Annotated in this window: 20 protein-coding genes and 1 tRNA gene; 5 read left to right on the forward strand and 16 right to left on the reverse strand. The window is 74.0% G+C overall.

What is annotated here, in order from left to right; genetic code table 11:
• Positions 1–40 precede the first annotated feature (40 nt).
• Entirely contained in the window at positions 41–1,687 is a 1,647-nt protein-coding gene (locus tag ACH4B3_RS03835; protein WP_398461100.1) for a penicillin-binding transpeptidase domain-containing protein, read from the forward strand.
• Positions 1,688–1,799: 112 nt separating this feature from the next.
• Here the strand turns inward: ACH4B3_RS03835 and ACH4B3_RS03840 are convergent, their stop codons facing one another.
• From ACH4B3_RS03840 to ACH4B3_RS03860, 5 genes are all read right to left on the reverse strand, one after another.
• Positions 1,800–2,066, reverse strand: a complete 267-nt coding sequence (locus ACH4B3_RS03840) for a DUF1876 domain-containing protein (RefSeq protein WP_398461101.1) — start codon at positions 2,064–2,066, stop codon at positions 1,800–1,802.
• A 168-nt stretch (positions 2,067–2,234) separates the two neighbouring features.
• Positions 2,235–3,410 (reverse strand): serine hydrolase domain-containing protein, encoded by a 1,176-nt coding sequence (locus ACH4B3_RS03845; RefSeq protein ID WP_398461574.1) that lies wholly within the window; start codon positions 3,408–3,410, stop codon positions 2,235–2,237.
• 136 nt (positions 3,411–3,546) lie between these two features.
• Entirely contained in the window at positions 3,547–4,302 is a 756-nt protein-coding gene (locus ACH4B3_RS03850) for an energy-coupling factor ABC transporter ATP-binding protein (RefSeq protein WP_398461102.1), read from the reverse strand.
• A gap of 237 nt (positions 4,303–4,539) precedes the next feature.
• On the reverse strand, positions 4,540–5,304 hold the full coding sequence (gene cbiQ / locus ACH4B3_RS03855) for a cobalt ECF transporter T component CbiQ (protein ID WP_398461103.1): 765 nt from the start codon (positions 5,302–5,304) through the stop codon (positions 4,540–4,542).
• A gap of 1 nt (position 5,305) precedes the next feature.
• Positions 5,306–6,514, reverse strand: coding sequence for an energy-coupling factor ABC transporter permease (locus ACH4B3_RS03860; RefSeq protein ID WP_398461104.1), 1,209 nt, complete (start codon positions 6,512–6,514; stop codon positions 5,306–5,308).
• A gap of 246 nt (positions 6,515–6,760) precedes the next feature.
• On the opposite strand from ACH4B3_RS03860, the gene ACH4B3_RS03865 reads away from it, so the two are divergent.
• Positions 6,761–8,818 (forward strand): MDR family MFS transporter, encoded by a 2,058-nt coding sequence (locus ACH4B3_RS03865; RefSeq protein WP_398461105.1) that lies wholly within the window; start codon positions 6,761–6,763, stop codon positions 8,816–8,818.
• A gap of 377 nt (positions 8,819–9,195) precedes the next feature.
• On the opposite strand, the gene ACH4B3_RS03870 is transcribed toward ACH4B3_RS03865, so the two are convergent.
• Positions 9,196–11,427 carry an MMPL family transporter gene (locus ACH4B3_RS03870; RefSeq protein ID WP_398461106.1) on the reverse strand — a complete coding sequence of 744 codons (2,232 nt, stop codon included), beginning with the start codon at positions 11,425–11,427 and terminating at the stop codon, positions 9,196–9,198.
• A 156-nt stretch (positions 11,428–11,583) separates the two neighbouring features.
• Entirely contained in the window at positions 11,584–12,186 is a 603-nt protein-coding gene (locus ACH4B3_RS03875) for a TetR/AcrR family transcriptional regulator (RefSeq protein ID WP_398461107.1), read from the reverse strand.
• Positions 12,187–12,328: 142 nt separating this feature from the next.
• Between ACH4B3_RS03875 and ACH4B3_RS03880 the strand changes: the two genes are divergently transcribed.
• Positions 12,329–15,742, forward strand: coding sequence for a S41 family peptidase (locus ACH4B3_RS03880; RefSeq protein WP_398461108.1), 3,414 nt, complete (start codon positions 12,329–12,331; stop codon positions 15,740–15,742).
• A gap of 349 nt (positions 15,743–16,091) precedes the next feature.
• Here ACH4B3_RS03880 and ACH4B3_RS03885 read toward each other — a convergent pair whose 3' ends face one another.
• The 4 genes from ACH4B3_RS03885 to ACH4B3_RS03900 form a co-directional block, all read right to left on the reverse strand.
• Complete coding sequence (locus ACH4B3_RS03885; RefSeq protein WP_398461575.1) at positions 16,092–16,283, reverse strand: hypothetical protein; 192 nt, start codon at positions 16,281–16,283, stop codon at positions 16,092–16,094.
• A 155-nt stretch (positions 16,284–16,438) separates the two neighbouring features.
• Positions 16,439–17,326, reverse strand: coding sequence for an SDR family oxidoreductase (locus tag ACH4B3_RS03890; RefSeq protein ID WP_398461109.1), 888 nt, complete (start codon positions 17,324–17,326; stop codon positions 16,439–16,441).
• Positions 17,323–18,348 carry an alpha/beta fold hydrolase gene (locus ACH4B3_RS03895; protein WP_398461110.1) on the reverse strand — a complete coding sequence of 342 codons (1,026 nt, stop codon included), beginning with the start codon at positions 18,346–18,348 and terminating at the stop codon, positions 17,323–17,325. Before ACH4B3_RS03895 ends, ACH4B3_RS03890 begins: the two co-directional genes overlap by 4 nt.
• Positions 18,345–19,949, reverse strand: coding sequence for a flavin-containing monooxygenase (locus ACH4B3_RS03900; RefSeq protein ID WP_398461111.1), 1,605 nt, complete (start codon positions 19,947–19,949; stop codon positions 18,345–18,347). The genes ACH4B3_RS03895 and ACH4B3_RS03900 overlap by 4 nt, the downstream gene beginning before the upstream one ends.
• A 260-nt stretch (positions 19,950–20,209) precedes the next feature.
• On the opposite strand from ACH4B3_RS03900, the gene ACH4B3_RS03905 reads away from it, so the two are divergent.
• Positions 20,210–20,950: a MerR family transcriptional regulator gene (locus tag ACH4B3_RS03905; protein ID WP_398461576.1), complete on the forward strand. Its 741-nt coding sequence runs from the start codon at positions 20,210–20,212 to the stop codon at positions 20,948–20,950.
• Positions 20,951–21,053: 103 nt separating this feature from the next.
• Here the strand turns inward: ACH4B3_RS03905 and ACH4B3_RS03910 are convergent, their stop codons facing one another.
• Positions 21,054–21,866, reverse strand: a complete 813-nt coding sequence (locus ACH4B3_RS03910) for an exodeoxyribonuclease III (protein ID WP_398461112.1) — start codon at positions 21,864–21,866, stop codon at positions 21,054–21,056.
• Positions 21,867–21,933: 67 nt separating this feature from the next.
• Here ACH4B3_RS03910 and ACH4B3_RS03915 point away from each other — a divergent pair, with 67 nt between their 5' ends.
• Complete coding sequence (locus ACH4B3_RS03915; protein ID WP_398461113.1) at positions 21,934–22,461, forward strand: GNAT family N-acetyltransferase; 528 nt, start codon at positions 21,934–21,936, stop codon at positions 22,459–22,461.
• Positions 22,462–22,843: 382 nt separating this feature from the next.
• Here the strand turns inward: ACH4B3_RS03915 and ACH4B3_RS03920 are convergent, their stop codons facing one another.
• The 4 genes from ACH4B3_RS03920 to ACH4B3_RS03935 form a co-directional block, all read right to left on the reverse strand.
• Positions 22,844–23,731, reverse strand: coding sequence for a putative protein N(5)-glutamine methyltransferase (locus ACH4B3_RS03920; RefSeq protein ID WP_398461114.1), 888 nt, complete (start codon positions 23,729–23,731; stop codon positions 22,844–22,846).
• A 380-nt stretch (positions 23,732–24,111) separates the two neighbouring features.
• Positions 24,112–24,185, reverse strand: a tRNA-Ala gene (locus tag ACH4B3_RS03925).
• Positions 24,186–24,260: 75 nt separating this feature from the next.
• Positions 24,261–25,769: a hypothetical protein gene (locus tag ACH4B3_RS03930; protein WP_398461115.1), complete on the reverse strand. Its 1,509-nt coding sequence runs from the start codon at positions 25,767–25,769 to the stop codon at positions 24,261–24,263.
• Positions 25,770–25,919: 150 nt separating this feature from the next.
• Positions 25,920–26,525: a GNAT family N-acetyltransferase gene (locus ACH4B3_RS03935; protein WP_398461116.1), complete on the reverse strand. Its 606-nt coding sequence runs from the start codon at positions 26,523–26,525 to the stop codon at positions 25,920–25,922.
• Positions 26,526–26,531: the final 6 nt, after the last annotated feature.

Below are 26,531 nucleotides of genomic sequence, written 5' to 3' on the forward strand. Positions count from 1 at the left end.
CTGGTGAAGGACTGTCGAAGCAACTGTGGGGGTTTCTCGCATGCGGAAGGGCGCCAGAGCCGCGGTCGCCGGCGGAGTGTTCGCCGTGCTCATCGGGGTGACGGGGTGCGGAGGCGGCGACTCGTCCGCGTCCGGTCCGGACGACAGCAACACCGGTGCGGCGGGCGAGGCCCCGGCCGGGCGGAAGGCCCGGTCCGGCCCGCCGGACGCGGCCGAGGTCAAGGCCACCGCCGAGGACTTCCTCTCGGCGTGGGCCGCCGGCGACACCGCCGGGGCCGCCGCGCTCACCGACGACCCGAAGGCAGCGAAGGCCGCGCTGACCTCGTACCGCAAGGACGCCCACGTGGCCGAGGTGGAGCTGCGCGCCGGGCGCGGCACCGGGGCCACGGTGGCGTTCTCGGTGGACGCCCGGATCGCGTACCGGGAGCAGCGGGCGCCGCTGGCCTACTCCTCGTCGCTGACCGTGGTCCGGGACGAGGCGAGCGGCAAGGCGCTGGTGGACTGGGCGCCCGCGGTGGTCCATCCGAAGCTGCGGGCCGGCGACACGCTGCGCACCGGGCCCGCCGACGCCCCGCCGATCAAGGCCGTGGACCGCGACGGCAAGGAGCTGCGCGCGGCCGACCACCCGGCGCTCAAGTCGGTGCTGGCCGGGCTGCGCGAGCGGTACGGCAAGAAGGCGGGCGGCACGGCGGGCGTGGAGACCCGGATCGTCCGCGGCAAGGGGGCGGACGGCAAGCGGCTGCCGGACGAGACGCTGAAGGTGCTCTCCAAGGGCCGGGCCGGGACGCTGCGCACCACCATCGACGCGGGGCTGCAGAGCGCCGCCGAACGGGCGGTCGCCAAGCGGTCCAAGGCGGCGGTGGTGGCGATCAAGCCCAGCACCGGGGAGATCCTCGCGGTGGCCAACTCCCCCGCGGAGGGCTTCAACCTCGCCTTTCAGGGTTCGCTGGCCCCCGGCTCCACCATGAAGGTGATCAGCTCCGCGCTGCTGATCGACAAGGGCCTGGCGGCGTACGGCAAGCCGCACCCGTGCCCGAAGTTCTCCTCGTACGGCGGCTGGAAGTTCCAGAACGACGACAAGTTCGAAATAGCGGGCGGCACCTTCGCGCAGAGCTTCGCCCGCTCCTGCAACACCGCGTTCATCAGCCAGGCGCCGAAGCTGTCCGACGACGACCTGACCAAGGAGGCCCGGGACGTCTTCGGCATCGGCCTCAACTGGCAGATTGGCGTGGCGACGTTCGACGGCGCGGTGCCGGTGCAGCGGGACGCGCCGATGGCGGCCTCGCTGATCGGCCAGGGCGGGGTGCGGATGAACCCGCTCAACATGGCCTCGGTGGCGGCCACCGTGCGCGGCGGGGTGTTCCGCCAGCCGTACCTGGTCTCCCCCTCGGTCGACGACCGGACGCTCGCCAAGGCACCGCGGGCGCTGAAGCCGTCCACGGCCAAGCAGCTGCGGGACCTGATGCGGCTCACCGCCACCTCGGGCACCGCCGCGCAGGCGATGTCCGGGGTCGGTGGTGACATGGGGGCCAAGACCGGTTCGGCGGAGGTCGACGGGCAGAAGAAGCCGAACGGCTGGTTCACCGCCTACCGGGGCGACCTGGCGGCGGCGGCCGTGGTGCCGGCCTCCGGGCACGGCGGCGACACGGCCGGGCCGATCGTGGCGTCGGTCCTCAAGGCGGGCTGAGACCCGGCGGCTCCCGCCGACGGCCGCCGGGCACCCCGCCCGGCGGCCGTCCGAGCCCCGCCCCCGGCGGCCGTGCGAGCCCCGCCGACGGGCCCGCGCCGACGGGCCCGCGCTACTCCACCAGGCCGCGCACCCGCTCGTGGGTGTGCTGCTCGATGTCCCGGACCGCCGCGTTCAGCAGCTGGTGGGACAGGTCCGACAGCGCCCGCGAGGCCGCCAGTTCGTCGCCGATCGCGGGCACCTGCTCGTCGGCCGGGTTGACCCGGGCCGACCCCTCGCCGACCAGCACCACCCCGTCGTTGCCGGTCAGCCGTGCCTCGCAGAGGGTGACCCGGTCCATCGCGGTGATGCTCATCTGTACGTTCCAGTTCTCGCCCATTGCCGGTCACCGCTTCCTGCTCGCTGCGTCCCCCTTCATCGTCACGCCGACGCTCCGGGCGCGCACCTCAGCCCGGGAGCCGGGCCGCGGCGGACCGGTGGACGGGCGGACGGGCGGACCGGCGAACGGACGGCAGCGCTCGGTGCGGGGCCGGGGGCGGCCGCCCGGTCAGGAGTCGAGCGTCCTGCGGACCGCGCGCACCAGGGCCTGGGCCCGGGGGTCGGCGGTGACACCGCGCTGCATGCCGTTGGTGACGTAGCCGAAGCCGATGCCCGACTCGGGGTCCGCGAAGGCGAGCGAGCCGCCGCGGCCGGGGTGGCCGAAGGAGCCGGGGCCCAGCAGCGGGGACGAGGGTCCGTGCAGCATGTAGCCGAGGCCGAACCGGGTGTTGACCACCAGCACCCGGTCCGGGCCGACCGACTCCTCGGTACGGGCCAGGGTGACGGTGGCGGGCGCGAAGAGCCGGCGGCCGAACGGCACCGGGCCGATGAGGGCGGCGTAGAAGCGGGCCAGGGCGTCGGCGGTGGCGACCCCGGAGGAGGCGGCGAGTTCGGCCGCCCGGTAGTCCGGGTCGTTCTCGTCCGGCATCGGGGTGATCGCGGCGAACGCCCGCCGGGTCAGCGAGTCCGGGTCCTGGTACGCCTCGGCGACCGACCGCTTGGGGCGCACCCGCAGCCCGGCCGAGGCGGGCACCGGCGGTGCCTCGACGGACGCGATCCGGCCGACCCGGTGGCGCTCGGCGTCCGGCAGCCCTATCCACAGGCCCAGGCCCAGCGGCCGGGCGATCTCCTCGGCGACCCAGCGGCCGATGCCGCGCCCGGTGACCCGGCGGACGAGTTCGCCGATGGTCCAGCTGAAGGTCTGGGCGTGGTAGCCGTGGTCGGTGCCCGGTTCCCAGACGGGCGGCTGGGCGGCGACGGCCCGGGCGCCGGAGACCCCGTCGGCGGCCTCGGCGGGGGTCAGCGGGGTGTCGAGCACCGGGACCCCGGCCCGGTGCGAGAGCAGGTGCCGCACCAGTGCCCGTTCCTTGCCGTTCTCCTTGAACTCCGGCCAGTACCTGCCCACCGGGGCGTCCAGGTCGAGCTGGCCGCGCTGGTGCAGCAGGAGCGGGACGGCGGCGGCCACCCCCTTGGTGGCGGAGCGGACGACCTGCGCGGTGTCCCGGGTCCACGGCGCTTCGCCGTCGGCGTCCCGGGTACCGCCCCACAGGTCCACGACCTTGCGGCCGTGCAGATAGAGGGCGAGGGCGGCGCCGCGCTCACCGCGGCGTGCGAAGTTCTCGGCGAAGGCGTCCCGGACCGGTTCGAAGCCGTCCGCCACCGTGCCCTGGACGTCCACCAAGATGCGTACTCCTGCCGTGCCTCATCGTCTGCTGACGTGCCCGATCGCGATACGTGCAGTGTCCATGGTGCAACAGCGCCCGGGGGCGGGATCCAGCCGGGGCGGGCGCGGGGGCCCGGGGGCCGTCGAGGGCGGCCGGTCACCTCCCGGCGGCCGCCGCCGGGTCGAAGCCGAAGGGCAGCTCCAGGCGGTGCCGCCGCATCAGCTCGGCGTCACCGAGCAGGTCCCGGGTGGCTCCGTCGGCGACGATCACCCCGCCGCTGAGCACCACCGAGCGCGGGCACAGCTCCAGGGCGTACGGCAGGTCGTGGGTGACCATCAGCACCGTGATGTCCAGCGAACGCAGGATGTCGGCGAGTTCCCGCCGGGAGGCCGGGTCGAGGTTGGAGGACGGCTCGTCGAGGACGAGGATCTCGGGGTTCATGGCGAGCACGGTGGCCACCGCCACCCGGCGCCGCTGGCCGAAGGAGAGGTGGTGCGGCGGCCGGTCGGCGAACTCCGCCATCCCGACCCGCTCCAGGGCACCGGTCACCCGCTGGGCCAGCTCGGCGCCGCGCAGTCCGGCGTTCGCCGGGCCGAAGGCCACGTCCTCCCGGACGGTGGGCATGAACAGCTGGTCGTCGGGGTCCTGGAAGACGATGCCGACCCGGCGGCGGATCTCGGCCAGGTGCGGCTTGCCGACCGGCAGCCCGGCGACCGCGACCGTGCCGGCGCCCGGTTCGAGGATGCCGTTGAGGTGGAGGACGAGGGTGGTCTTCCCGGCGCCGTTGGGGCCGAGCAGCGCGACCCGCTCACCGCGGCCGATGGACAGGTCCACGCCGAACAGGGCCTGGTGGCCGTCGGGGTAGGCGTAGGCCAGGCCGGACACCTGGAGGGAGGGCGGCGGAGGGGTCATGTCAGGTCCATCCGGGAGATCGGGGGCGGCGGGGGCGGGAGCAGCGGGCGCGGCGGGGGCGGGAGCAGTGGGCGCGGCAGGGGCGGGGTCGATGGGGGCTCGGGCCGGGGTCGGTGTGGGCGGCAGGGGCGGGGGCGGTCGGGCCGGGGGCGGTGGGGGGTCGCGGGGTGCGTCGCGGGGTCGGCCGGGCGGGTCGGTGGGGGCCGGTCGCGGGGGTACGGGGCCGGCGGCCGTCGGTCAGGTGAGGGTCCACCCTGCCAGGCACACCAGCAGGGCGGTCAGCGGCAGCGCGGCGGCGTACCGCCAGTGCGCGGGGGTCGCCGGGACCTCGTCGATCACCGGCATGCTGCCGGTGTAGCCACGGCTGACCATGGCCAGGTGGACCCGCTCGCCGCGCTCGTAGGAGCGGATGAACAGCGCGCCGGCCGTTTTGGCGAGCACCCCCCAGTGGCGCACCCCGCGCGCTTCGAAGCCGCGCGAGACCCGGGCGATCCGCATCCGGCGCATCTCGTCGCCGATCACATCGCCGTACCGGATCATGAACGAGGCGATCTGGACCAGCAGCGGGGGCATCCGCAGCCGCTGGAGCCCGAGCAGCAGGGCGCGCAGTTCGGTGGTGGCCGCCAGCAGCACCGAGGCGGCGACGCCCAGCGTGCCCTTGGCGAGGACGTTCCAGGCGCCCCAGAGCCCGGACTCGCTGAGCGACATGCCCAGCACGTCCACCCGGGGGCCCTCGGCGACGAACGGCATCAGCACCGCGAACGCCACGAACGGGACCTCGATCAGAAGTCTGCGCAGTACGAAGAGCGCGGGCACCCGGGCCACCGCGGTGACCGCGGCGAGCAGCAGCGCGTAGAGCCCGAACGCCCAGAACGCCTCGCGCGGGGTGGCGACGACGGCCAGGACGAAGCAGAAGACCGCCACGATCTTGCAGTGCGGGGGCAGGGCGTGGACCGGTGACCGGCCATGCCGGTACAGCTTGTGGACATGGCCGGCGCCCACCTCAGGCCGCCCCGGTGCCGCGGTCCGGCAGCGACGCCGGACCGGCCTCGGCCGACCTGCGGCGGCGGACGACGAAGAAGACGCCGGAGCCGACGGCGAGGGTGGCGCCGACCCCGATCACCCCGGCGAGTCCGCCGGAGACCCGGGCGTTGGTGATGTCCTCGACGCCGTAGTCGGCGAGCGGGGAGTCCTTCGCCGCGTGCTCCTCGGCCTTGGCGTCGAAGCCCTTGTCGTGTGCGACCTTCTCCAGGCCGTCGGGGTCCGCCGAGGCGTAGAAGCTGACGACGCCCGCGCAGACCAGGGTGGCGGCCAGTCCGCCCAGCCACAGCCCGCGGGTGGAGCGCCGGCCGGCCGCGGCGGGTTCCGGGGCGAGCGGGGCGGCTCCGGGGGCCGGGTCCGGGCCGGAGGCGTCCCGGGCGCCGGACGGCTCCGCGGCGCCGGCGGGGGCTGCCTCCGGCGCGGCGTCCCCGGCCCCGGCCGGGCGCGGCCGGGCCGGCGCGGCCACCGTGGTGGTGCGCAGCTCCAGCGGCCGGGACAGGCCGCGGGCGCCGTACACCAGGTCGGGGCGGACGGCTATCACCGCGCCGACGGTGAGGGCGGTGATCAGGCCCTCCCCGATGCCGATGAGCGTGTGCACACCGACCATGGCGGTGAGCACCTTGCCGGTGGAGACGTCGGTGGTACCGCCGATGGCGAACAGGCCGGTGAACGCGGCCGCGGCGGCCGGGACGGAGACCAGCGCCGCGGTGAAGGAGGCCACGGTGACCGTGCGCCGGTTCCGGGGCAGCGCCTTCACCAGGGCACGGAAGATCCCGTACGCCACGACCGTGGTGACCACGGCCATCACGGTGATGTTGACGCCCAGCGCGGTGAGCCCGCCGTCCGCGAAGAGCACGCCCTGCATGAGCAGCACCACGGAGACGCACAGCACCCCGGTGTACGGGCCGACCAGGATGGCGGCGAGCGCGCCGCCCAGCAGATGCCCGCTGGTACCGGCGGCGACGGGGAAGTTCAGCATCTGCACGGCGAAGATGAACGCGGCCACCAGGCCGGCCAGCGGGGCGGTGCGCTCGGCGCCGAAGCCGCCGGTGTCCGCGCCGCCGTCGAACTCCCTGCGGGCGCCGCGCAGACTGACGGCGACGGCGGCGGCGGCGACCGCACCGGTCGCCACCGACACCGGAGCGTCGATGAATCCGTCGGGGACATGCATGCGTGGGCTCCGGTTCCGGTCGGGGACAGCCGATCGATGATAGAGGTCACCTGCGAAGAGCTTGCAAGAGCAGGGTGGCGGCGACAACCCCGCGCGCACCGGCGGCGCCCTGGTCCGCCGCCCGGAGCGGACCCCCGGGCCGCCCGGTGCGCCGCCCCGGGCGCAGCAGCCCCGGTGGCGGGCGGGGCCGTTCCGCCGAATGCTGAGGGGACCGGCCGCGCGCGCCTTGTGGAGGGACCACGCCCCATGACCACGGCCACCGGGGAGACCGCCGCCCCCGCGCCTCCCGAACCCCTGGACCGGCGCCACACCAACCTGGTGTTCACCACGATCGTGCTGGGCATGATGCTGGCCGCGCTGGACCAGACCATCGTGTCCACGGCGCTGCCGACGATCGTGGCGGACCTGGGCGGCGGCGGGCACATGGCGTGGGTGGTGACCGCCTACCTGCTGGCCGAGACGGTGTCGACGGTGCTGGTCGGCAAGTTCGGCGACCTCTTCGGCCGCAAGGTGGTCTTCCAGATCAGCGCGGTGGTGTTCGTCGGCGGTTCGGTGCTGGCGGGGGCGGCCGACAGCATGCTGGTGCTGATTGTCGCCCGCGCGGTGCAGGGGGTCGGCGGCGGCGGGCTGATGGTCACCGCCATGGCGCTGATCGCGGACGTGATCCCGCTGCGGCAGCGCGGCAAGTACCAGGGGGCGCTGGGCGCCGTGTTCGGCGTGACCACCGTGGTCGGCCCGACGCTGGGCGGGCTGTTCACCGACCACGCGTCCTGGCGCTGGTGCTTCTACGTCAACGTGCCGGTCGCCGCCGTCATGATCGTGATGGCCGCGCGGACCGTGCCGGTGGTCCGGGCACCGGTCCGGCCGGTGATCGACTACGCCGGCATCGTGCTGGTGGCGCTGGGCTCCTCGGGTCTGGTGCTCGGCCTGGAGTGGGGCGGCACCGAGTACCCGTGGGGCTCACCCGTCATCATCGGGCTGTTCGTCGCCGCGGTGCTGCTGCTGACCGCGTTCGTGCTGGTGGAGCTGCGGGCCGCGGAGCCGATGCTGCCGATGCACCTGTTCCGCAACCCGGTCTTCACGGTCTGCTCGACGCTCAGCTTCATCGTGGGTTTCGCGATGCTGGGCGCGCTGACCTACCTGCCGACGTACCTGCAGTTCGTGGACGGGGTGTCGGCCACCATGTCCGGGGTCCGCACGCTGCCGATGATCGTCGGACTGCTGGGCACCTCCATGCTGTCCGGGGTGGTGGTCAGCCGTACCGGCCGCTACCGGTACTTCCCCGTCTCGGGCTGCGGTGTGATGGCGCTGGGCCTGTATCTGATGTCGACGATGGGGCCGGACACCGGGGTGTGGCTGGTGTCGCTGTACATGTTCGTGCTGGGGCTGGGGATCGGCCTGGCCATGCAGGTGCTCACCATCGCCGTGCAGAACACCGTCCCGTACCACGAACTGGGCTCGGCGACTTCCGGCGTGACCTTCTTCCGCACCCTGGGCAGCTCCTTCGGCACCGCGATCTTCGGCACCCTCTACAGCGGCGAGCTGCAACCGAACCTGCGGGCGGCGCTGGCCGAGTCACCCCAGGTGCCACCGGAGGCCGCGGAGAACCCGCAGGCGCTGCGCGAGCTGCCCGACGCGCAGGCGGCACCGGTCGTCGACGCCTACGCGGACACCATCAACTTCGTCTTCCAGTGGGTGGCGCCGGTCGCCGCCGCCGGGTTCGTGATCGCCTGGTTCCTCAAGGAGGTGCCGCTGCGGGACAGCGCCCGGGCCGGCGCCGCGGACATGGGCGAGGGGTTCTCCGCCCCCGACTCCCCGGACGCGGACCGGCAGCTGGAGCGGGCCGTGGCGGGGGTGATGCGGCGGGCGAAGGGGCCGGTGACCGGGCAGCTGATCGACGAGTCGGGCAGCCCGCTGGATCCGGCCGGCGCGTGGACACTGGGCCAGATCCACTGGCGGGCCAAGCTGCGCGGCCGGGCGCTGCTCAGCGAGGTCGCCAAGGCCCACCGGATGCCGCCGGAGGTGCTCCGGCCGGCCTTCGCCCGTACCGCGGCGGCCGGCTACGCCCGGCTGGCGGGCGACGAGCTGGCGCTCACCGCGCGCGGCCAGGAGGAGATCGACCGGTTGAGCGCCGCCTGGCGGACCTGGCTGGACCACCAGCTGGAGGACTGGGACCTGTCGGATCCGGCGCACCGGGCCCGGCTGGACCGGGCGCTGGACCGGATCGCGGCCAAGCTGCTGGAGGAGGCGGAGGAGCACGCGGCGGAACTCCTGGAGCGCACCGCGGTGCAGGCCGTGCCCTAGCGGTGGCGCGCCGGTCGCGGGCGCGGTTACGGCGGCGGGTGACCCCCGGTGCCCCGGCGACCGGTGGCGGCCGGGGAAGCGCCGACGACCCGCTGCCGGAAGGACGACGGCGGCCGGGAGAACGACGGTGACCGGGAGGAGGCGACGACCCGGGAACGGCGATGGCGACCGCCGGGAGAACGACGACGGCCGGAGAAGCGCCGACCGCCGCGAAAACGGCGACGGCCGGCGGCCGGGGAACGACTGCCACCGGGAGACGGCGACGGCCGGCGGCCGGCGGCCGGGAGAGAGAACGACGGCGGCCCGCCGCGCATGGTGCGCGGCGGGCCGCCGTCCCGGCATCGTCCGGTTCCGGACGATGCCGGGGGGACCTCCGGTCAGACGCGGGTCAGCCGGGCGTCCGGGTCCTGGTCCTGGTCGCGCACGGCCGGGGCGTCGCCGAGCTGCTTCTGCAGCCGCTCACCCTCGACGTCCACGTTCGGCAGGGCCTTGTCGAGCCACTTCGGCAGCCACCAGGCGGCCTTGCCGAGCAGTGCGAGCACCGCCGGGACGATGGTCATCCGGACCACGAAGGCGTCGAAGAGGACCGCGATGGCGAGACCGAAGCCGATCATCTTGACCATCTGCTCGCTGGAGCCGATGAAGCCGGAGAAGACGGCGATCATGATGACGGCGGCGGCGGTGACCACCCGGGCACCGTGGCGGAAGCCGGTCACGATGGCCTCGCCGGGGCGCTCGCCGTGGACGTACGCCTCGCGCATCCGGGTGACGAGGAAGACCTCGTAGTCCATGGCGAGACCGAACACCACACCGATCATGAAGATCGGCATCATGCTCATGATCGGGCCGGTCTCCTCGACGCCGAACAGGGCGCCCAGCCAGCCCCACTGGAAGACCGCGACCACCGCGCCGAGCGCCGCGACCACCGAGAGCAGGAAGCCCAGGGCGGCCTTCAGCGGCACCAGCACCGACCGGAAGACGATCATCAGCAGCAGGAAGGCCAGACCGACGACGAGCAGCAGGTACGGCAGCAGCGCGTCGTTGAGCTTCTTGGAGATGTCGATGTTCATGGCCGTGGTGCCGGTCACCAGGACCTCGGCGCCGGTGTCGGCCTGGATCTTGTCGGCCGCCTCACGGATGTCCGCGACCAGCATCTCGGTGTCGTGGCTGCTCGGCTTGTAGTCCGAGATCACCGTGAGGGTGGCGGTGTCACCCGGCTTGTTGAACTGCGGCGGGGTGACCGTCTTCGTGCCGTCGAGGTCGTCGATGACCTTCCGGGCGGTGGCTCCCGCGTCCTTCGGGTCGTCGCTGCTCTTGGCGTCGATGACGACCATCAGCGGGCCGTTGTAGCCGGGGCCGAAGCCGTCGCTGATCATGTCGTACGCCTTGCGCTTGGTGCTGGACGTCGGCTGGTAGCCGTCGTCCGGCAGACCCAGCTCCAGGCTTGCGGCCGGCACCGCGGCGGCGCCCAGGCCGATCACGCCGACCAGCAGCACGACCACCGGACGGCGCAGGATGCCCCGTGCCCAACGGGTGCCCATGTTGGGCTTGTCGGACTTGTCGGGCGAGCCGCCCTCCTCGATCCGCTTGCGCGCCTTCTTGCCGTAGACCCGCTTGCCCGCGAAGCCCAGCAGCGCCGGGATCAGGCTGACGGCGATGAGGACGGCGATGACCACGGTGCCCGCGGCGGCCATACCCATCTTGGTCAGCACCGGGATGTTGACGACCGCCAGGCCGACCAGGGCGATGACGACGGTCAGACCGGCGAAGACCACCGCCGAGCCGGCGGTGCCCACCGCTCGGCCGGCCGCCTCCTCGTGTTCCCGGCCCTCGGCCAGTTCGGCACGGTAGCGGGAGACGATGAAGAGCGCGTAGTCGATGCCGACCGCGAGGCCGATCATCATCGCCAGCGTGGAGGTGGTGGTGGACAGGCCCAGCGTGGTGGCGAGCGCGGTGATCGAGGAGATTCCGATACCGACGCCGATCAGGGCGGTCAGCAGCGGAAGTCCGGCGGCGACCAGCGAGCTGAAGGTGATGGCGAGGACGATCGCGGAGATGATGATGCCGATGATCTCGGTGGCCCCGGTGTGCGGCATCTCCTCCAGCGCGTCACCCCCGATCTCCACCGTCAGGCCCGAGTCGCGCGCGTCCTTGCCCGCGTCCTTCAGCGCTTCCTTGGAGTCCTTGTCCAGCTCCATCGCGTTGACCTTGTACAGGGTCAGGATGTACGCGGTGGAACCGTCCTTGCTCACGGCGCCGGTGGCGTAGGGGTCGCCGACCGAGGCGATGTCGTCGGAGCTGCCCTTCAGCTCCTTGATCACCTTGCCGACGGCCGCCTTGTTCTCCGCGTCGTTCATGCTCTCGCCCTTGGGGGCGCGGAACACCACACGCGCGGAGGCACCGTCGGGACTGGCGCCCGGGATGCGCTCCTCCAGCAGGTCGAAGGCCTTCTGGGCCTCGGTGCCGGGGATGGAGAATTCGTCGTTGGCGGGCGGAGACGCGGTGCCGGCGCCGACTCCGGCGACCACGAGCAGCGCGACCCAGATCAGTGCGACGAAACGCCGCTTCCTGAAGGAAAAACGGCCGAGTTTGTATAGGAACGTGGCCACGAGGAGTAATGCTCCCGTCGGTATAGGAGGTGGCAGTTGCGGAGACCGACCGGCGACGAGAGCGGCGTACCGGGTGGCGTCTGCTTGGTGCGGGTGGATCCGATATGAGGTTGTCCGGTACCGCGCGGGGACGTGGGCACCGGGTTCGGGGAGAGGTCAGACGCCGAGGGCGGGGAGAACCACGGCGTCGATGTAGGTGAGCAGGTAATCGGGGTCCGCCGGTTCGTCGTCGATCAACGGACGGGCGACGAACGCGCCGCACATCATGTGCGGTACGTAACCGAGGGCCGGCCGGTCCGCGGCGACCTCACCGCGGTCGACGGCTCGCCTCAGCGTCTGGTCGAGGGCGACCATCTCCGGATCGATCAGCAGTTCCCGGAGCGCCTGGTGCAGCTCATGGTTCTCGTGTGCGGCATGACCCAGCGCCCTCATCAGGGCGGCGTCGTGTTCCGATCGTTCCCTGCTGCAGAGCACCACCTCGCGGAGATCGCCGCGGAGCGATCCGGTGTCGATGTCGTGGAGTGAGACGGGTTTGGTCTTCCGCAGTGCGGTGACGACCAGTTGCGGCTTGCTCTTCCACTGCCGGTAGAGCGTCGCCTTGCTCGAACGCGTACGCGCCGCCACCGCGTCCATGGTGAGGCCGTCGTACCCGACCTCCACCAGGAGATCCAGTACGGCTTCGTAGAGTTCGTTCTCCCGCTCGGGAGTGAGCCGGGTGCGGCGCGAAGTAGGCGCTTCGACCGCGTCGTCCGTCCGCATCACGCACCTCCCACCGGAACCTCGTTCAAACGAAACGGTTTCGTACAGCTACAAGCCTACGATACGACGTATCGAAACGCCTTGGTTTCGGTGGTGTTCTGTGTCACAGAACGAGTTGCCGCGGGCTGCCCGGGCCGAAAGCATGGAACCTGTGAGCGCCTATCTGCGGTTCCCTCATCTCCATGGCGACCTGCTCTGCTTCGCGGCCGAGGACGATCTGTGGGTGGCCCCGCTGGCCCCTGACGGCGGCCCACCGGGGCGGGCCTGGCGGCTGACCGTCGACCGCACCCGCGTGGGCCACCCCCGCTTCTCCCCGGACGGCACCCGAATCGCCTTCACCACCTGGCGGAGCCTGGACCCCGAGGTCCATCTGGTGCCGGTGGACGGCGGCCCGGCCCACCGCCTCACCTACTGGGGCAGCACCGACGCGCGGGTGTGCGGCTGGGCCCCGCCGGACGAGCACGGCACCTCCCAGATCCTCGCCGTCTCCTCGCACGAGCAGCCGTTCTCCTACTTCTCCTGGGCGTACACCCTGCCCACCGACGGCAGTCCCGGCGGCCGGCTGCCGTGGGGGCCGGTCTCGGACATCGCCGTCGGCCATGTCGACGGCGAGCGCCGCACCCTGCTGCTGACCGGCAAGCCGCCGCACGAGCCGGCGTCCTGGAAGCGCTACCGGGGCGGCGCGATGGGGCGGATGTGGCTGCACGGCACCCGGCTGCTGCCCGACCTCTACGGACACCTGGACTCGGTGATGTTCGTCGGCGGCCGGATCGCCTTCCTCTCCGACCACGAGGGCATCGGCAACCTCTACTCCTGCCTGCCCGACGGCTCCGACCTGCGCCGCCACACCGACCACGAGGACTTCTACGCCCGGCACGCCTCGACCGACGGCTCCCGCGTCGTCTACCAGTGCGCCGGGGACCTGTGGCTCGTCGACGACCTCGGCCCGGACGCCGTGCCGCGCCGGCTGGACGTGTCGCTGGGCGGCCCGCGCGCCGGGCGGCGGCGCTACCAGATCCCGGCCGCCGCGCACGTCGACTCGCTCTCGGTGGACCCCACCGGCCGGGCGAGCGCCGTGTGCGTCCGCGGCAGCCTGTACTGGCTGACCCATCGGGACGGCCCGGCCCGCTCCATCTCCGACGTGCCCGGGGTGCGGATCCGGCTGCCCGAGATGCTGGGCGCCACCGGCCGCGTCGCGTACATCACGGACGCCGAGGGCGAGGACGCCATCGAGATCGGCTACCTGCCGCGGGCCAGCGGGCAGCGGCAGCCGCGGCGGCTGGCCGCCGGGAAGCTGGGCCGGGTCCACGAGCTGCTCGCCTCCCCCGACGGACGGCGGCTGGCGGTCGCGGCCAACGACGGCCGGCTGCTGCTGGTGCCGGTCCCCACCGAGGAGGACACGGCCGAGCCGGCCCCCGGCACGGCCGCGGCCGACGACGCGGCGGCGGCCGCTCCGGCCGCCCCCGCCGGAGCCACCCGGCACGACGCCGGCGGTGGCGCGGAGGAGTCCGACGGCGTCACCGAACTCATCCGCTCGGTCAACGGCCCGGTGCGCGACCTGGCCTTCTCCCCCGACTCGGGCTGGCTGGCCTGGTCCCACCCCGGCATCGGCCGGTCGCTGCGGCAGATCAAGATCGCCCGGCTGAAGGACCGCTCGATCGTCGACGTCACCAACGGCCGCTTCGAGGACGAGCAACCGGTGTTCACCCGGGACGGCCGCTACCTGGCGTTCCTCTCCTGGCGCGGTTTCGACCCGGTCTACGACGTGCACACCGGCGACCTGTCCTTCCCGCTCGGCTGCCGCCCGTACCTGGTACCGCTGTCGTCGGCGACGCCGTCGCCGTTCGCGCTCTCCCCCGAGGGGCGGCCCGCGGCCGGCGGGCTGGACCCCGAGGACTGGGCGCCGCCCCGGAGCGAGCCGGGGCTCGCCGCGGCCGGCGCCGAGGGCACCGTGCTGGTGGAGGTGGAGGGCCTGTCCAGCCGGGTGACCGCCTTCCCGGTGGCCGCCTCCAAGTACTCCTCGCTCAACCCGGTCAGCGGCGGGGGCCTGGTGTGGCTGCGCTGGCCGATCTCCGGCGCACTCGGCGAGACCTTCGCCAACCCGGCCGACACCACCGGCCGCCCCACCCTGGAGTACTTCGACCTCGGCAAGGCCAAGCGCACCGAACTCACCCGCGAGGTCGACTGGTACCGGGTGAGCGGTGACGGCACCCGGCTGGTCATCAACGACGAGGGCGAGCTGCGGTCGGTCCCGTCCACCGAGCAGACCGACACCGAGTCCACCGTCTACATCGACATGCGCCGCATCCTGCACGAGGTGGACCCGGCCGCCGAGTGGCGGCAGGCGTTCGACGAGGCCGGGCGCATCGTCCGCGCCTACTTCTGGGAGCCGGGCATGTGCGGCGTCGACTGGGACGGGGTGCTGGAGCAGTACCGCCCGCTGGTCGAACGGGTCGCCTCGCCCGACGAGTTCGCCGACCTGCTGCGCGAGGTGATGGGCGAACTGGGCACCTCGCACGCGTACGTCCAGGTCGCCCGGCGCAACGAGGGGCCGCGCCACTACCAGCGGCCGATCGGGCTGCTCGGCGCCAACTTCGTGCACGGCAAGGACGGTTCGTGGACCGTCGCCCGGATCCTGCCCGGGGAGTCCTCCGACTCCCGCGCCCGCTCGCCGCTGGCCGGTTCGGGCATCCGCGAGGGCTCGGTGCTCACCCATGTCGACGGCCGGCCGGTGGATCCGGTCACCGGGCCGTACCCCCTGCTGGCGGCGGCCGGCGGCACCACCGTGGAGCTGACCTTCGCCACCTCCGACGGAGCCCACGCCCGCCGGGTCGCCGTGGTGCCGCTGATCGACGAACGGCCGCTGCGCTACCAGTACTGGGTGGCGAAACGGCGCGAGGTGGTACGGGAGTTGAGCGGCGGCAAGTGCGGATACCTGCACATCCCGGACATGGGCGGCTCCGGCTGGGCGCAGTTCAACCGCGACCTGCGCCGCGAGATGTCACTGCCCGCGCTCATCGTCGACGTGCGCGGCAACGCCGGCGGCAACATCAGCGAACTGGTCGTGGAGAAGCTCACCCGCACCGTGATGGGCTGGGACCTCACCCGGGACGCCCAGCCCGTGTCCTACACCAGCAACGCGCCGCGCGGCCCGATCGTCGCGGTCGCCGACGAGATGACCTCCTCGGACGGCGACATGATCACCGCCGCCTTCCGGCTGCTGGGCATCGGGCCGGTGGTGGGCCTGCGCACCTGGGGCGGGGTGGTCGGCATGACCGGCCGGCACCGGCTGGGCGACGGCACCGCGATCACCGTGCCGATGAACGCCGCCTGGTTCGAGGCGTACGGCTGGGGCGTGGAGAACCACGGCGTGGAACCCGACATCGAGGTCGAGCGCACCCCGCTGGACTGGGCGGAGGGCCGGCACAAGCAGATGGACGACGCGGTACGGGTCGCCCTGGACCTGCTGGAGCGGCACGGCGCGGCCGACCCGCCGGACTACTCCGACGTCCCGGACCGGCGGCGCCCCAAACTGCCGCCCCGCAACGCCGGTTGACGGCAGGGGCCCCGCGAGCGGGGGCGGGGCCGCCACGACCCGAGCACGGTCGCCAGTCGCCAGTCGCCAGTCGCCAGTCGCCAGTCGCCAGTCGCCAGTCGCCAGAGCGAATCCGCGCCCGCGCGCCGTGCCCGCTCGCACCGCGCGCCTGGCGCCGGGCGGCGCCGGGGCCAACGCACCCCGTCCCGCCGGCCGGTTACAGCCCCCGGCCCCCTTCCCCCGGCGACGTGACGTCCCGGCCGGATCCCGGGGCGGCCGAGGGCGGGGCGGCGGACGTGGTGAGGGGCGCACCCTCTGGGGGTGCGCCCCTCGGCGGGTTCCCGGCGCGCGTGCGCCCGGGTCCCCGGCGTCAGAAGTCGAGTTCGTCCTGCGCGTCGTCCCGGGCCCGCTGGCCGCGCTGCTGTGCGTCGTCGCGGCCCTGCCGGTCGCCCTCGCGGTCCTGCTTGCCCTTCTCGCCGCGCTGCTTGGCTTCTTCCTTGGCCTGCCGCGCCTTCTCCTTGGCCTGCTGCGCCTTGTCCTGCATCTGGTCCTTGATGCCCATCGATGTCACTCCTCAGTGGGTGATTAGGGGGTGTTGGGCCTCGACCAGCCTGACATGCTCGGACATACTTCGCATTTCGGAATGCTCAACGGGAGCGGCGGGTGCCGGTGCCGACGGCCGACAGCGCCGGCACCGGCGGTCGCGGCCGCCCGGCGTCAGTGCGGGCTCTCGGTACGGGCCTTCTCGTCCGCCGCGCCCCCGGCGCCCACCAGTCCGGTGGAGACCGATCCGAGCCGCGGCTCGAAACGCCGCATCTCGCGCTGCCCCACCGTGGCGATGATCCCCGGCAGGTACCCGCGCATCGACTGCATGCCGCGCAGCCACCACTGCGCGTACACATGCGCCGAGCGGCGCTCGATGCCGGCCACGATCCGGTCGACGGCCGGGCCCAGCGGGTAGGTGCGGTTGGACGGCCAGGGCAGGCGCTGCCGCAGCTCCCGCATCACGTCGTCCTGGTCTGCGCCGCGCACCATGTCGGTGTCGGTCCAGCTGAGATAGCCCACGCCCACCCGGACGCCCTTGTGGGCCACCTCGGCGCGGAGGCTGTGCGCGAACGCCTCCACCCCCGACTTGGAGGCGCAGTAGGCGGTCATCATCGGGGCCGGGGTGATCGCGGCGAGCGAGGCGATCTGCAGGAAGTAGCCGCGGCTGGCGGTGAGCGCGGGCAGGAAGGCGCGGCCGGTCACCGCGCCGCCTATCAGGTTGACCTCGATCACCCGCCGCCAGGCGACCGGGTCGGACGCGGTGAACGGGCCGCCGGCCGCCACCCCGGCGTTGGCCACCACGATGTCCACCCTGCCGAAGTGCTCCTCGACCTCGGCCGCGACCCGGGCCATCGCCTCGTGGTCGGTGACGTCGGCGTGCCAGTGGGCGGACTCGGTGTGCAGCCGTTCCGAGACCAGTTTCAGCTCGTCCGGCTCCAGGCCGACCAGGGCGAGTCTGGCGCCCCGCGCGGACAGTTTGCGGGCGAGCAGCTCGCCGACACCGCGCGCGGCGCCCGTCACCACGGCCACCTGGCCTTCCAGGCTCCTGCGTGCGCTCATGCGCTGGTCTCCTTCGCTTCGTCGGTCGCTTCGGTTCCGTCGGTCCCCAGGGCCCCGGCCCGGCCGGTCGGCCCGGTCGGCAGGTGCGCGCCGGACGCCCCGGCCGACTCGGTGAGATGGTCCCGCACCAGGTCGCGGAGCCCGCCGCTGATCGCCGCCGGGTCCTCGATCGGGGTCATGTGGCCCAGCCCGGGCAGTTCCACCAGCCCCACGCAGTGCGGCAGCCGGGCGGCCAGGGAGCGGGCGTGGCCGATCGGGGTGAGGCGGTCCGCGGTGCCCTGGACCACCAGCGTCGGCGCGGTGAGCGCGGCCACGCCGGTGTCCAGGTCCAGGCCGCCGAGCACCCTCCCCCAGTCGGCCCGTACGCCGCGCGGGCAGGCGTGCACGATCCGCGCGCTCGCCTCCATCATGATCGGCGCCGAGCCGCGGCCCATGGTCGCGTACCGCAGCGGCACCTTGGCCAGCGGGGAGACCGGCCCGAGCGGGGCCCGGGAGTGCAGCAGCAGCCTGGTCAGCCGGGTGCGCAGCCGGCCCGCGCGCAGCGGCCACACCGTGGATCGGGCGGCCAGCCCGGAGCTGCCGGTGCTGCACAGCAGCACCGCGGCGGCGTGCTCGCGCAGGGCCGGCCGGGCCGCGGCGGCCATCACCGTCATGCCGCCCATGGAGTGGCCGCCGAGGACGGCCCGCCGCCCCGGCTCCAGGGTCGCCGTGAGCACCGCGGCCAGGTCGTCGGCGAGGGCGTCGGTGCTGCACCCGTCGCGCCCGGCCGCCGGGCTGCGGCCGTGGCCGCGCTGGTCGTACACCACGACCCGGTGGTCGGGCAGCAGATCGCGGACCACCGGTGCCCAGAAGGCGGTGGAGCAGGTCCAGCCGTGCACCAGGACGACGGTGGGGGCGGTGTCGGGGCCGTGCACCTCGACGTGGATCCGGGCGCCGTCGGCGGAGGTGACGGTCAGCTCCCGGGCGGGCCGGGGCGGCGCGTACGGGCCGACCAGGCCGCGGGGCCGGACGCGCCGCCTCATGCCGCCACCTCCGCCGTCTCCTCGGCGGAGCCCGGGGCGCGGCCGCCGCCGGCCGCGGCGGGGTCCGGATCGGACCGGCCGGTGCCGGTTCCGGCCGGGTCACCGGGCCGGGCGGCCGCGATGCGCAGCACCTCGTACTCGGCGAGGTCCACCTGCCGGGTCGCCTTCCGGAACGCGCTGGTGGTGCCCGGCCACAGCGTGGTGTTCCGGCCCTCGGCGTCCAGGTACCAGCTCCGGCAGCCGCCGGTGGACCACACGGTCCGCCGCATCCGTTCCTGCAGGTGGGTGTTCCAGGCGTGCACCGCCGCGGGGCGGGCGCTGAGCGCGGCCCGGCCCTGCCGGCCGCCGAGCAGGTCCAGCTGCCGCAGATAGTCGATCATGTAGTTGAGGTGGGCTTCGATGATGAGGATCATCGAGCTGTTCCCCAGCCCGGTGTTGGGTCCGATGATGGTCAGCAGGTTGGGGAAGCCGGCCGCGCTGGCGCCGCGCAGCGAGCGCATGCCGTCCTTCCACGCCTCGGCGAGGGTGATGCCGTCGGCGCCGGTGATCCGCTCCGCGATCGGCATGTCGGTGACGTGGAATCCGGTGCCGAAGACGATCACGTCGGCCTCGGTCTCGGTGCCGTCCTCGGCCACCAGGGTGGAGCCGCGCACCGCTCGCAGGCCGGCGGCGACCACCTCGGCGTTGGGGGCGGCCAGGGCCGGGTAGTAGGTGTTCGACAGCAGGATGCGCTTGCAGCCGATGCGGTAGTCGGGGGTCAGTTTGGCGCGCAGGCCCGGGTCCTTCACCGCCCGCCTGATGTGCTGCCGGCCCACCGCCTCGACCAGGCCGAGTTCCTTGGGCCGCTTGGTGAAGGCGCTGACCTGGAGTTCGCGGATCCCCCACAGCAGTCCGCGGCGGAGCGCGCGGGTGGCCGGGACCTTGGTGTGCAGCCACTGCTCGGCGGCGGTGATCCTGCGGTCCATGCGCGGCAGCACCCAGGCGGGGGTGCGCTGGAAGAGGGTGAGCCGGTCCACCTGCGGCTGGATCGCGGGCACGATCTGGATGGCGGACGCCCCGGTACCGATCATGGCGACCCGCTTGCCGCGCAGGTCGTGGTCGTGGTCCCAGCGCGCGGAGTGGAAGACCTTGCCGGGGAAGGTGTCCAGCCCGGGGATGTCCGGGATCTTCGGGTCGGACAGCGGCCCGCCGGCCGAGACGAGCAGGTCGGCGGTGAGGGTTCCGCGGGAGGTGGTGATCTCCCAGTGCAGCGCGCCGGTGTCCCAGCGGGCGGCGAGCACCTCCGAGTCGAACCGGATGTGCGGCCGCAGCCCGAAGGTGTCGGTGACGTGCTCCAGGTAGGCGCGGATGTGCGGCTGGCCGGAGAAGTTCCGGGGCCACCGCGGGTTGGGCGCGAAGGAGAAGGAGTACAGGTGCGAGGGGACGTCGCAGGCGCAGCCGGGGTAGGTGTTGTCCCGCCAGGTGCCGCCGACCGAGCCGGCCCGCTCCAGCACCACGAAGTCGGTGATGCCTTCGCGGCGCAGCCGGACGGCGGCGCCCAGGCCGCCGAATCCGGTTCCGATCACCGCCACCCGCACGTGTTCACGCGTCAGCTCGGCCATGCCGCCGCCTCCCGAGTCCGTTGGATCGCCGGGATCGCCCGATCCCGTAATCGCGCCAGCAATCACTGGCACGATTGGAGGGTAGGGCAGGGATCTACTGAGCGGTAGGGGTTGGGCGGCATGAAGTTACCGCCGGTTGCACCCGCCCGGCCGCATAGGCTGCTGCCGTGGCGAACAGCGATCAGGCGCATGACGAGACGCGTGCAGAGGCACCCGGGGACGAGCGCGGGGAGACGCACGCCGAGGTGCGCGAGTACCGGATGGCGGAGCTGGCCAAGGAAGCCGGCATCACCGTCCGCACCCTCCGGTTCTACCGGGAGCGGAAGCTCATCCCGCCGCCCCGCCGCGAGGGCCGCATCGCCTGGTACAACGAGCACCACCTGGCCCGGCTGCGCACCATCGCCGCCCTGCTGGAGCGCGGCCACACCCTGGGCGGCATCGCGGACCTGGTCACCGCCTTCGAGAGCGGCCGGGGCGTCGGCGACCTCCTCGGCCTGGAGAGCGCGCTCGCCGTGCCCTGGTCGGAGGAGACCCCGGTCCGGCTCACCCCCGAGGAACTGGCCGACCACTTCGAGGGCGAGGTCACCCCGGAGAACCTCACCGCCTCGCTCGACCTCGGCTACCTGGTGATCGACGGCGACGACATCGTGCACATCAGCCGCCGCCTGCTGGAAGCCTCCAGCGCCCTGGTCCAGGGCGGCATCCCGCTGGCCGCGGTGCTCGACGCGGCGCGCCGGCTGCGCCCCCAGGTGGACACCATCGCCGCCATCTTCACCGAGCTGATCCGCACCCATGTGCTGGCCGACGCCCTGGACCGGCAGGCGCACGGCACCCCGCCGGACCCGGCCGAGACCGCCCGTCTCACCGAGACCGTGGAGCGACTGCGGCCGATCGCCAAGAGCGTGGTGGACGCCGAGCTTTCCATGGCCATGGACCTCCGGATACGCGCCGAGCTGGACGCCTCGCTCAGCGAGCGGACGGCACCGCCCACCGGTTCCTGACCGGACGCCGCCACCTGACACCGCCACCGGCCCCGGCCTGCCGCCCGGCGGAGGGGGCCCGGCCGGCCGCCCGGCGACCGGACCCGGCGACCGGGCCTGCCGGTCAGCGGGCGGGCGCGTAGCTCACGGTCACCGGCGCGTGGTCCGACCAGCGCTGGTCGTAGGAGGCGGCGCGCTCCACGACCGCCTTCAGGGCCCGCCCGGCCAGCCCCGGCGAGGCCACGTGGTAGTCGATGCGCCAGCCGGAGTCGTTGTCGAACGCCTTGCCCCGGTAGGACCACCAGGAGTACGGGCCGTCGACGTCCGGGTGGAGCGCCCGCACCACGTCGACGTACTCCGCCTCGCCGAAGACCCGGGAAAGCCAGTCCCGCTCCTCGGGCAGGAACCCGGAGTTCTTCCGGTTCGCCTTCCAGTTCTTCAGGTCGGCCTCCCGGTGGGCGATGTTCCAGTCACCGCAGACCAGCACCTCGCGCCCCTCCGCGGCGGCCCTGGCGCGCAGCTCCTTGAGGTAGGCCAGGAACTCCGTCATGAAGCGCAGCTTCTCGTCCTGGCGCTCGGTGCCCACCTCGCCCGACGGCAGGTAGAGGCTGGCCACCGTGAGGCCCGGCAGGTCGATCTCGGCGTACCGGCCGCTGCCGTCGAACTCCGCCGAGCCGAACCCGATCCGCGCCGCCTCCGGCTCGCGCCGCGAGTACAGCGACACCCCGGCCCGTCCCTTCGCCGCCGCGGGGGCGTGCACGGTGTGCCACCCCTCGGGCTCGCGGACCGCCTCCGGCAGCTGGTGCGGCTCGGCCCGCACCTCCTGGAGGCAGACGACGTCGGCGGCGGTCTCCGCCAGCCAGGGCAGGAACCCCTTCTGGGCGGCGGCCCGCAGCCCGTTCACGTTCACGGTGGTCACGGTTGTCGAGGTGAGCATTCCGGCACGATACCGACACCTGGTATCCGTTCGCCGAGCCGGGCCGCACACCCGTACGATCGCGGGAATGGAGATCCGACGCGTTCGCTTCGACCACCCCGACGCCGTCGCGCTCAGTGACCAGGTGCAGCTGGAGTACGCAGAGCGGTACGGCGAGGGCGACCTGACCCCTCTCGACCCGGCCCAGTTCGACCCGCCGCAGGGCCTGTACCTGCTCGTCTACGACGAGCGGGGCCGCCCCGTCGCCTCCGGCGGCTGGCGGGCGCAGGACTGGAGCGAGGAGGGCTACGCGGACGGGGACGCGGAGCTGAAGCGGATGTTCGTGATCATCGAGGCCCGCGGGCGCGGCCTGGCCCGGCGGATCCTCGCCGAGCTGGAGGCCGGCGCCCGGGCCGCCGGGCGGGTCCGGATGGTGCTGGAGACCGGCGTCAAGCAGCCGGAGGCCATCGCCCTCTACGCCTCCAGCGGCTACGTCCCGGTGCCCAAGTTCGGGCTGTACCGCTGCCACGCGGACAGCCGCTGCATGGGGAAGTCGCTCGTCCTGCCCGCCCCGGCGCCGACCCGGCCGGCCGCCGGGCAGCCCGCCGGCGCCTGACACCGCCCCGGACCCGGCACCCGGCCGGCGGCCGCTGCCCGGGCAGCCGGATCGGCCGCGGGCCCGGGCCGCCGCTGCCGGGCCGCCGGCCCTGGGCACCGCTTCCGGGCTGCCGGTCGGCCTCGGACCCGGCACCCGGCCGGCGGCCGCTGCCCGGGCAGCCGGATCGGCCGCGGGCCCGGGCCGCCGCTGCCGGGCCGCCGGCCCTGGGCACCACGTCCGGTCCGCCGGATCGGCCGCGGGCCCGGGCCGCGGCCCGGCGAACCACCACACAGCGGCCCGGCACACAGCGGCCACGCCGTTCAGCGGTGCAGCGGCCCCGCCGGGCGGGGGCCGGCGAGCCGGGGACGGCGGTCCGCCGGTCCGCCGCCCCCGCGGAAGGTCAGCCGCCCGCCGGCCCGGCCCGGTCGGCCGGCCTGGTCCCGATGACCACGGTGGCGTACAGCTCCTCGCAACCCACCACCCGCGGGACCAGCCCGCTGCGGGCGAACGCCTCGGCCGTACGGGCAGCCTGCCGCTCACTCGTCTCGATCAGCAGGCTGCCCCCCGGGGCCAGCCACGACGGCGCCTCCGCGGTCACCCGCCGCTGCACCTCCAGACCGTCCGCCCCGCCGTCCAGCGCCACCCGCGGCTCATGGTCCCGCGCCTCCGGCGGCAGCAGCCCTATCTCCTCGGAGGGGACGTAGGGCGCGTTGGCGACCAGCACCGCCACCCGGCCGCGCAGCGCGGCGGGCAGCGGCTCGTAGAGATCGCCCCGGTAGACCCGGCCGCTCGTGGCGATGTTGCGGCGGGCGCACCGCACCGCCGCGGCGTCGATGTCGGCGGCGTACAGCTCGGCCGCCGCCACCTCCGCCGCCAGCACCGCGCCGACCGCGCCGGTACCGCAGCACAGATCGACCAGCACGGCGCCCGCCGCGGCCCGCCGCGCCAGCTCCACCGCCTGCCGGGCCAGGAACTCGGTGCGGCGCCGGGGTACGAAGACACCCGGCTCCACCGCGATCCGCAACCCGCAGAACTCGGCCCAGCCGACGACCTGTTCCAGTGGCAGACCGGACACCCGCCGCGCCACCATCGCGTCGAGTTCGGCGGGCGTGCCCGCCTGCGCCGTCAGCAGCCGCGCCTCGTCCTCGGCGAAGACGCAACCTGCCGCGCGCAGCCGGGAGATGACGGCGGATGGAGAGGGATCGGGCGAGGGGGGGCTCGGGAGAGCGGGAGAGAGCGAGGGAGCGGGAGCGGGCGAAGGGAAGGAACGGGAAGGAAGAACCGACATGGGAGCCTTTCAGGATGCCGATGGGGCTCCCGCGGTCACCTATGCCCTGGGGACCGCACCAATTCGGGGAGGGAGCACCCGACCTGACACAGCGGTAATTGCTCTCACCTCCTCGGTCCGTCAACTGCGGGGACCGCAACCTTACCCCGAGCCGTGCGCCACCGGACCCCCGGGCCGCCGCGGCATCCCGGGCCGGACGGCGGCGCGACGGACGGCCGGTGACCGGAACACGGTGGAGGGCGGGCGCCTGGGGCCAGGACGGCCCCTCTCCCGGGCCCCGGTCCGCAGCCGCTCCCGGAAACGCGAAGATCCCGCCCGATCAGTGAGATCGGACGGGATCTTCCCAACCACTCCGAGCGGACTCGGAACAGTCGTTGCGGTGGACCTGAGGGGATTTGAACCCCTGGCCCCCTCGATGCGAACGAGGTGCGCTACCGGACTGCGCCACAGGCCCTTGCAACGAGTGAAACTCTAGCATCCTCATCCGGGTGCTTGGAAATCCGTTCCGCCCCTGGTCAGTGGAGCGGCCTCACTCGTTGGCGGCGCGCGGCCGGTCCTCGTCGGCGTACTGGTCGAAGAGCGGGGTACGGCCGCGCTCCCGGGGGCGGCGGGCCGGGGCGGCCGGCCGCGCCGGACGGGCCGGCTCCTGGGCGGGCGCGGCCTGCTGCTCGGCGGCGGGCCCGGCGGCACTGGACCGGGCCGAGCTCCAGGCGTCGGCGGCGTCCAGGTCGACGTTGCCGGCGGCCCGCGGCGCGACCGGCGCGGTCACATAGGTGGGCAGCGGTACCGGGACCGGCTCCCAGCTCTCCCCTGCCGCAGGGCCCCGGTCACGCTGCTGGTCCACCCACTCCGCGTGGTCCGTCTGCTCGACGAGCGCGCGGCGGTCGGCGGCGTGCGCCGCGGCGGCCGCCTGCGCCGGGGGCGCGGCCTCGCGACGGCCCGGCTGCCGGTCCCGCTGGGCCGGGCCGGGCTGTGCCGGGGCCTGGGCACGCTCCGCGGCGGCCCGGCGATCGGGCGCGCGGTGCGCCGGGGGCCGATGGGCCGGAGTGCCGTGGGCCGGGCTGCCATGAGCCGGGGGACGGTGGTCGGGGCGCTCGGCGCGCGGCGCCGGGCCGGGGTGGTCCGCGCGCGGGGCGCGGTCTCCCCGCGGGTCGCGGCCGGGGCGCTCCGGACGCTCGGCGCGCTCCGGCGGGGGCGCGGGGCGCTCGGCGGATACCGGGTGGCCCTCGCCCTCCCGGGCGGCGTAGTCGGCGCGGCGGCCTCCGGTGGCGTGTTCACGACCGCCCCGGCCGTGGTCGGCGCGGGCGGCGGCCGGGCCCGGCGGGTCGCCGGCCACCCCCTGCGCGGCCGGCCGGGGGCGCAGGGCGCGCTCCCGCAGCTGCTGGGCGGCGAGTTCGGCGCGGCGCTGGTCCATGGTGAAGGCGAAGCGCCGGCGCTCCTGGGCGCGCAGATGGACGATGTACGCGCTGAGCAGCACGGCGGGGACGCCGGGGGCCCACAGGAAGGCGACACCGCCGACCGCGGCGAACACCGCGCCGGTGGTGAAGGCCAGGAAGAGCACGACCGTGGTCCGGCGGCGGCGGGCGAGCACCTTGGCGCGCCGGCTGCGCTCCAGGAGCGAGGGCACCAGGGGTGGGGCCGGGGCGGCGCGGTCGACCGGACCGGGGCCCGGGCGGCCCGGCCCGGCGGGGTCGATCCTGGTGCCGCCCGGCGCGAGGACCGGGTCGGCGGGTTCGACGAAGGCCCGGACGTCGACCAGGTCGGTCACGGCGTCCGGGTCGGTCACACCCCGCTCGTGGTCCGCGGGGTCCGTCCCGTCGTCGTCGGGGAGGTCCGCGTCGTCGGCGGTGCGTGCCTCCAGGTCCTTGGCGTAACGGCGCTCCATGCCCGCCCGGCCGGACAGAAGCCGGATGGCGGTGCTGAAGCGCTCCGTCGGACGGGCCTCGTTGAGCTCGTCCTGCCTACGGAGCCACATGGGCACCAAGTAGGCGGCCCAGGCCCCGACGATGACTGCGTAGATGAGGCCACTGCTGCTCACGCTCACACGGTAGAGGGGTTTCCGTGAGGCAATCGGCCAATTGGCGCGGTGTGTCGCACGATCTGGCTGATATCTCGAACATTTTTTGTGATTGTTGAGATGAGCAGTCGGCAACTGTGTTCAATTGGTGCCCGATATCGAACACGTATTTTATTTCTGCGAAGCCCCCGGTCGCAGCCGGTGCCAGCGGGCGACCATCCCCTCCGGGACCTCCTCCACCGTCAGCGCGTAGACGAGATGGTCCCGCCAGGCGCCGTCGATATGGAGGTAGCGCGGCCGCAGGCCCTCTTCCCGGAACCCGAGTTTCTCCACCACCCGCCGGCTCGGCCCGTTCTCCGGCCGGATGCACACCTCGATGCGGTGCAGCCCCACCCGGCGGAAGCAGTGGTCCACGGTGAGCGCCACGGCGGTCGGCATCACTCCCCGGCCGGCCACCGCCTGGTCCACCCAGTAGCCGATGTGCCCCGAGCACATCGACCCCCAGGTGATCCCGGCGACGGTCAGCTGTCCGGCCAGCCGCCCCCGGTATTCGATGACGAACGGCAGCATCCGCCCGGCGTGCGCCTCGGCCCGCAGATGGCGGACCATCTGGCGGTAGGTGGGCCGGTGGATGACCGGGCCGCCCGGCACGACCGGGGGCACGGTCGCCTCCCACGGGCGCAGCCATTCGCGGTTGCGCTGGTTCACCTCGCGCCACGCCCGCTGGTCGCGCAGCTTTATCGGGCGGAGGACCGTGTCGCCGTCCGTCAGTTCCACCGGCCA

It is taken from the genome of Streptomyces sp. NPDC018031 (assembly GCF_044327625.1).
Taxonomy (GTDB): Bacteria; Actinomycetota; Actinomycetes; order Streptomycetales; family Streptomycetaceae; genus Streptomyces.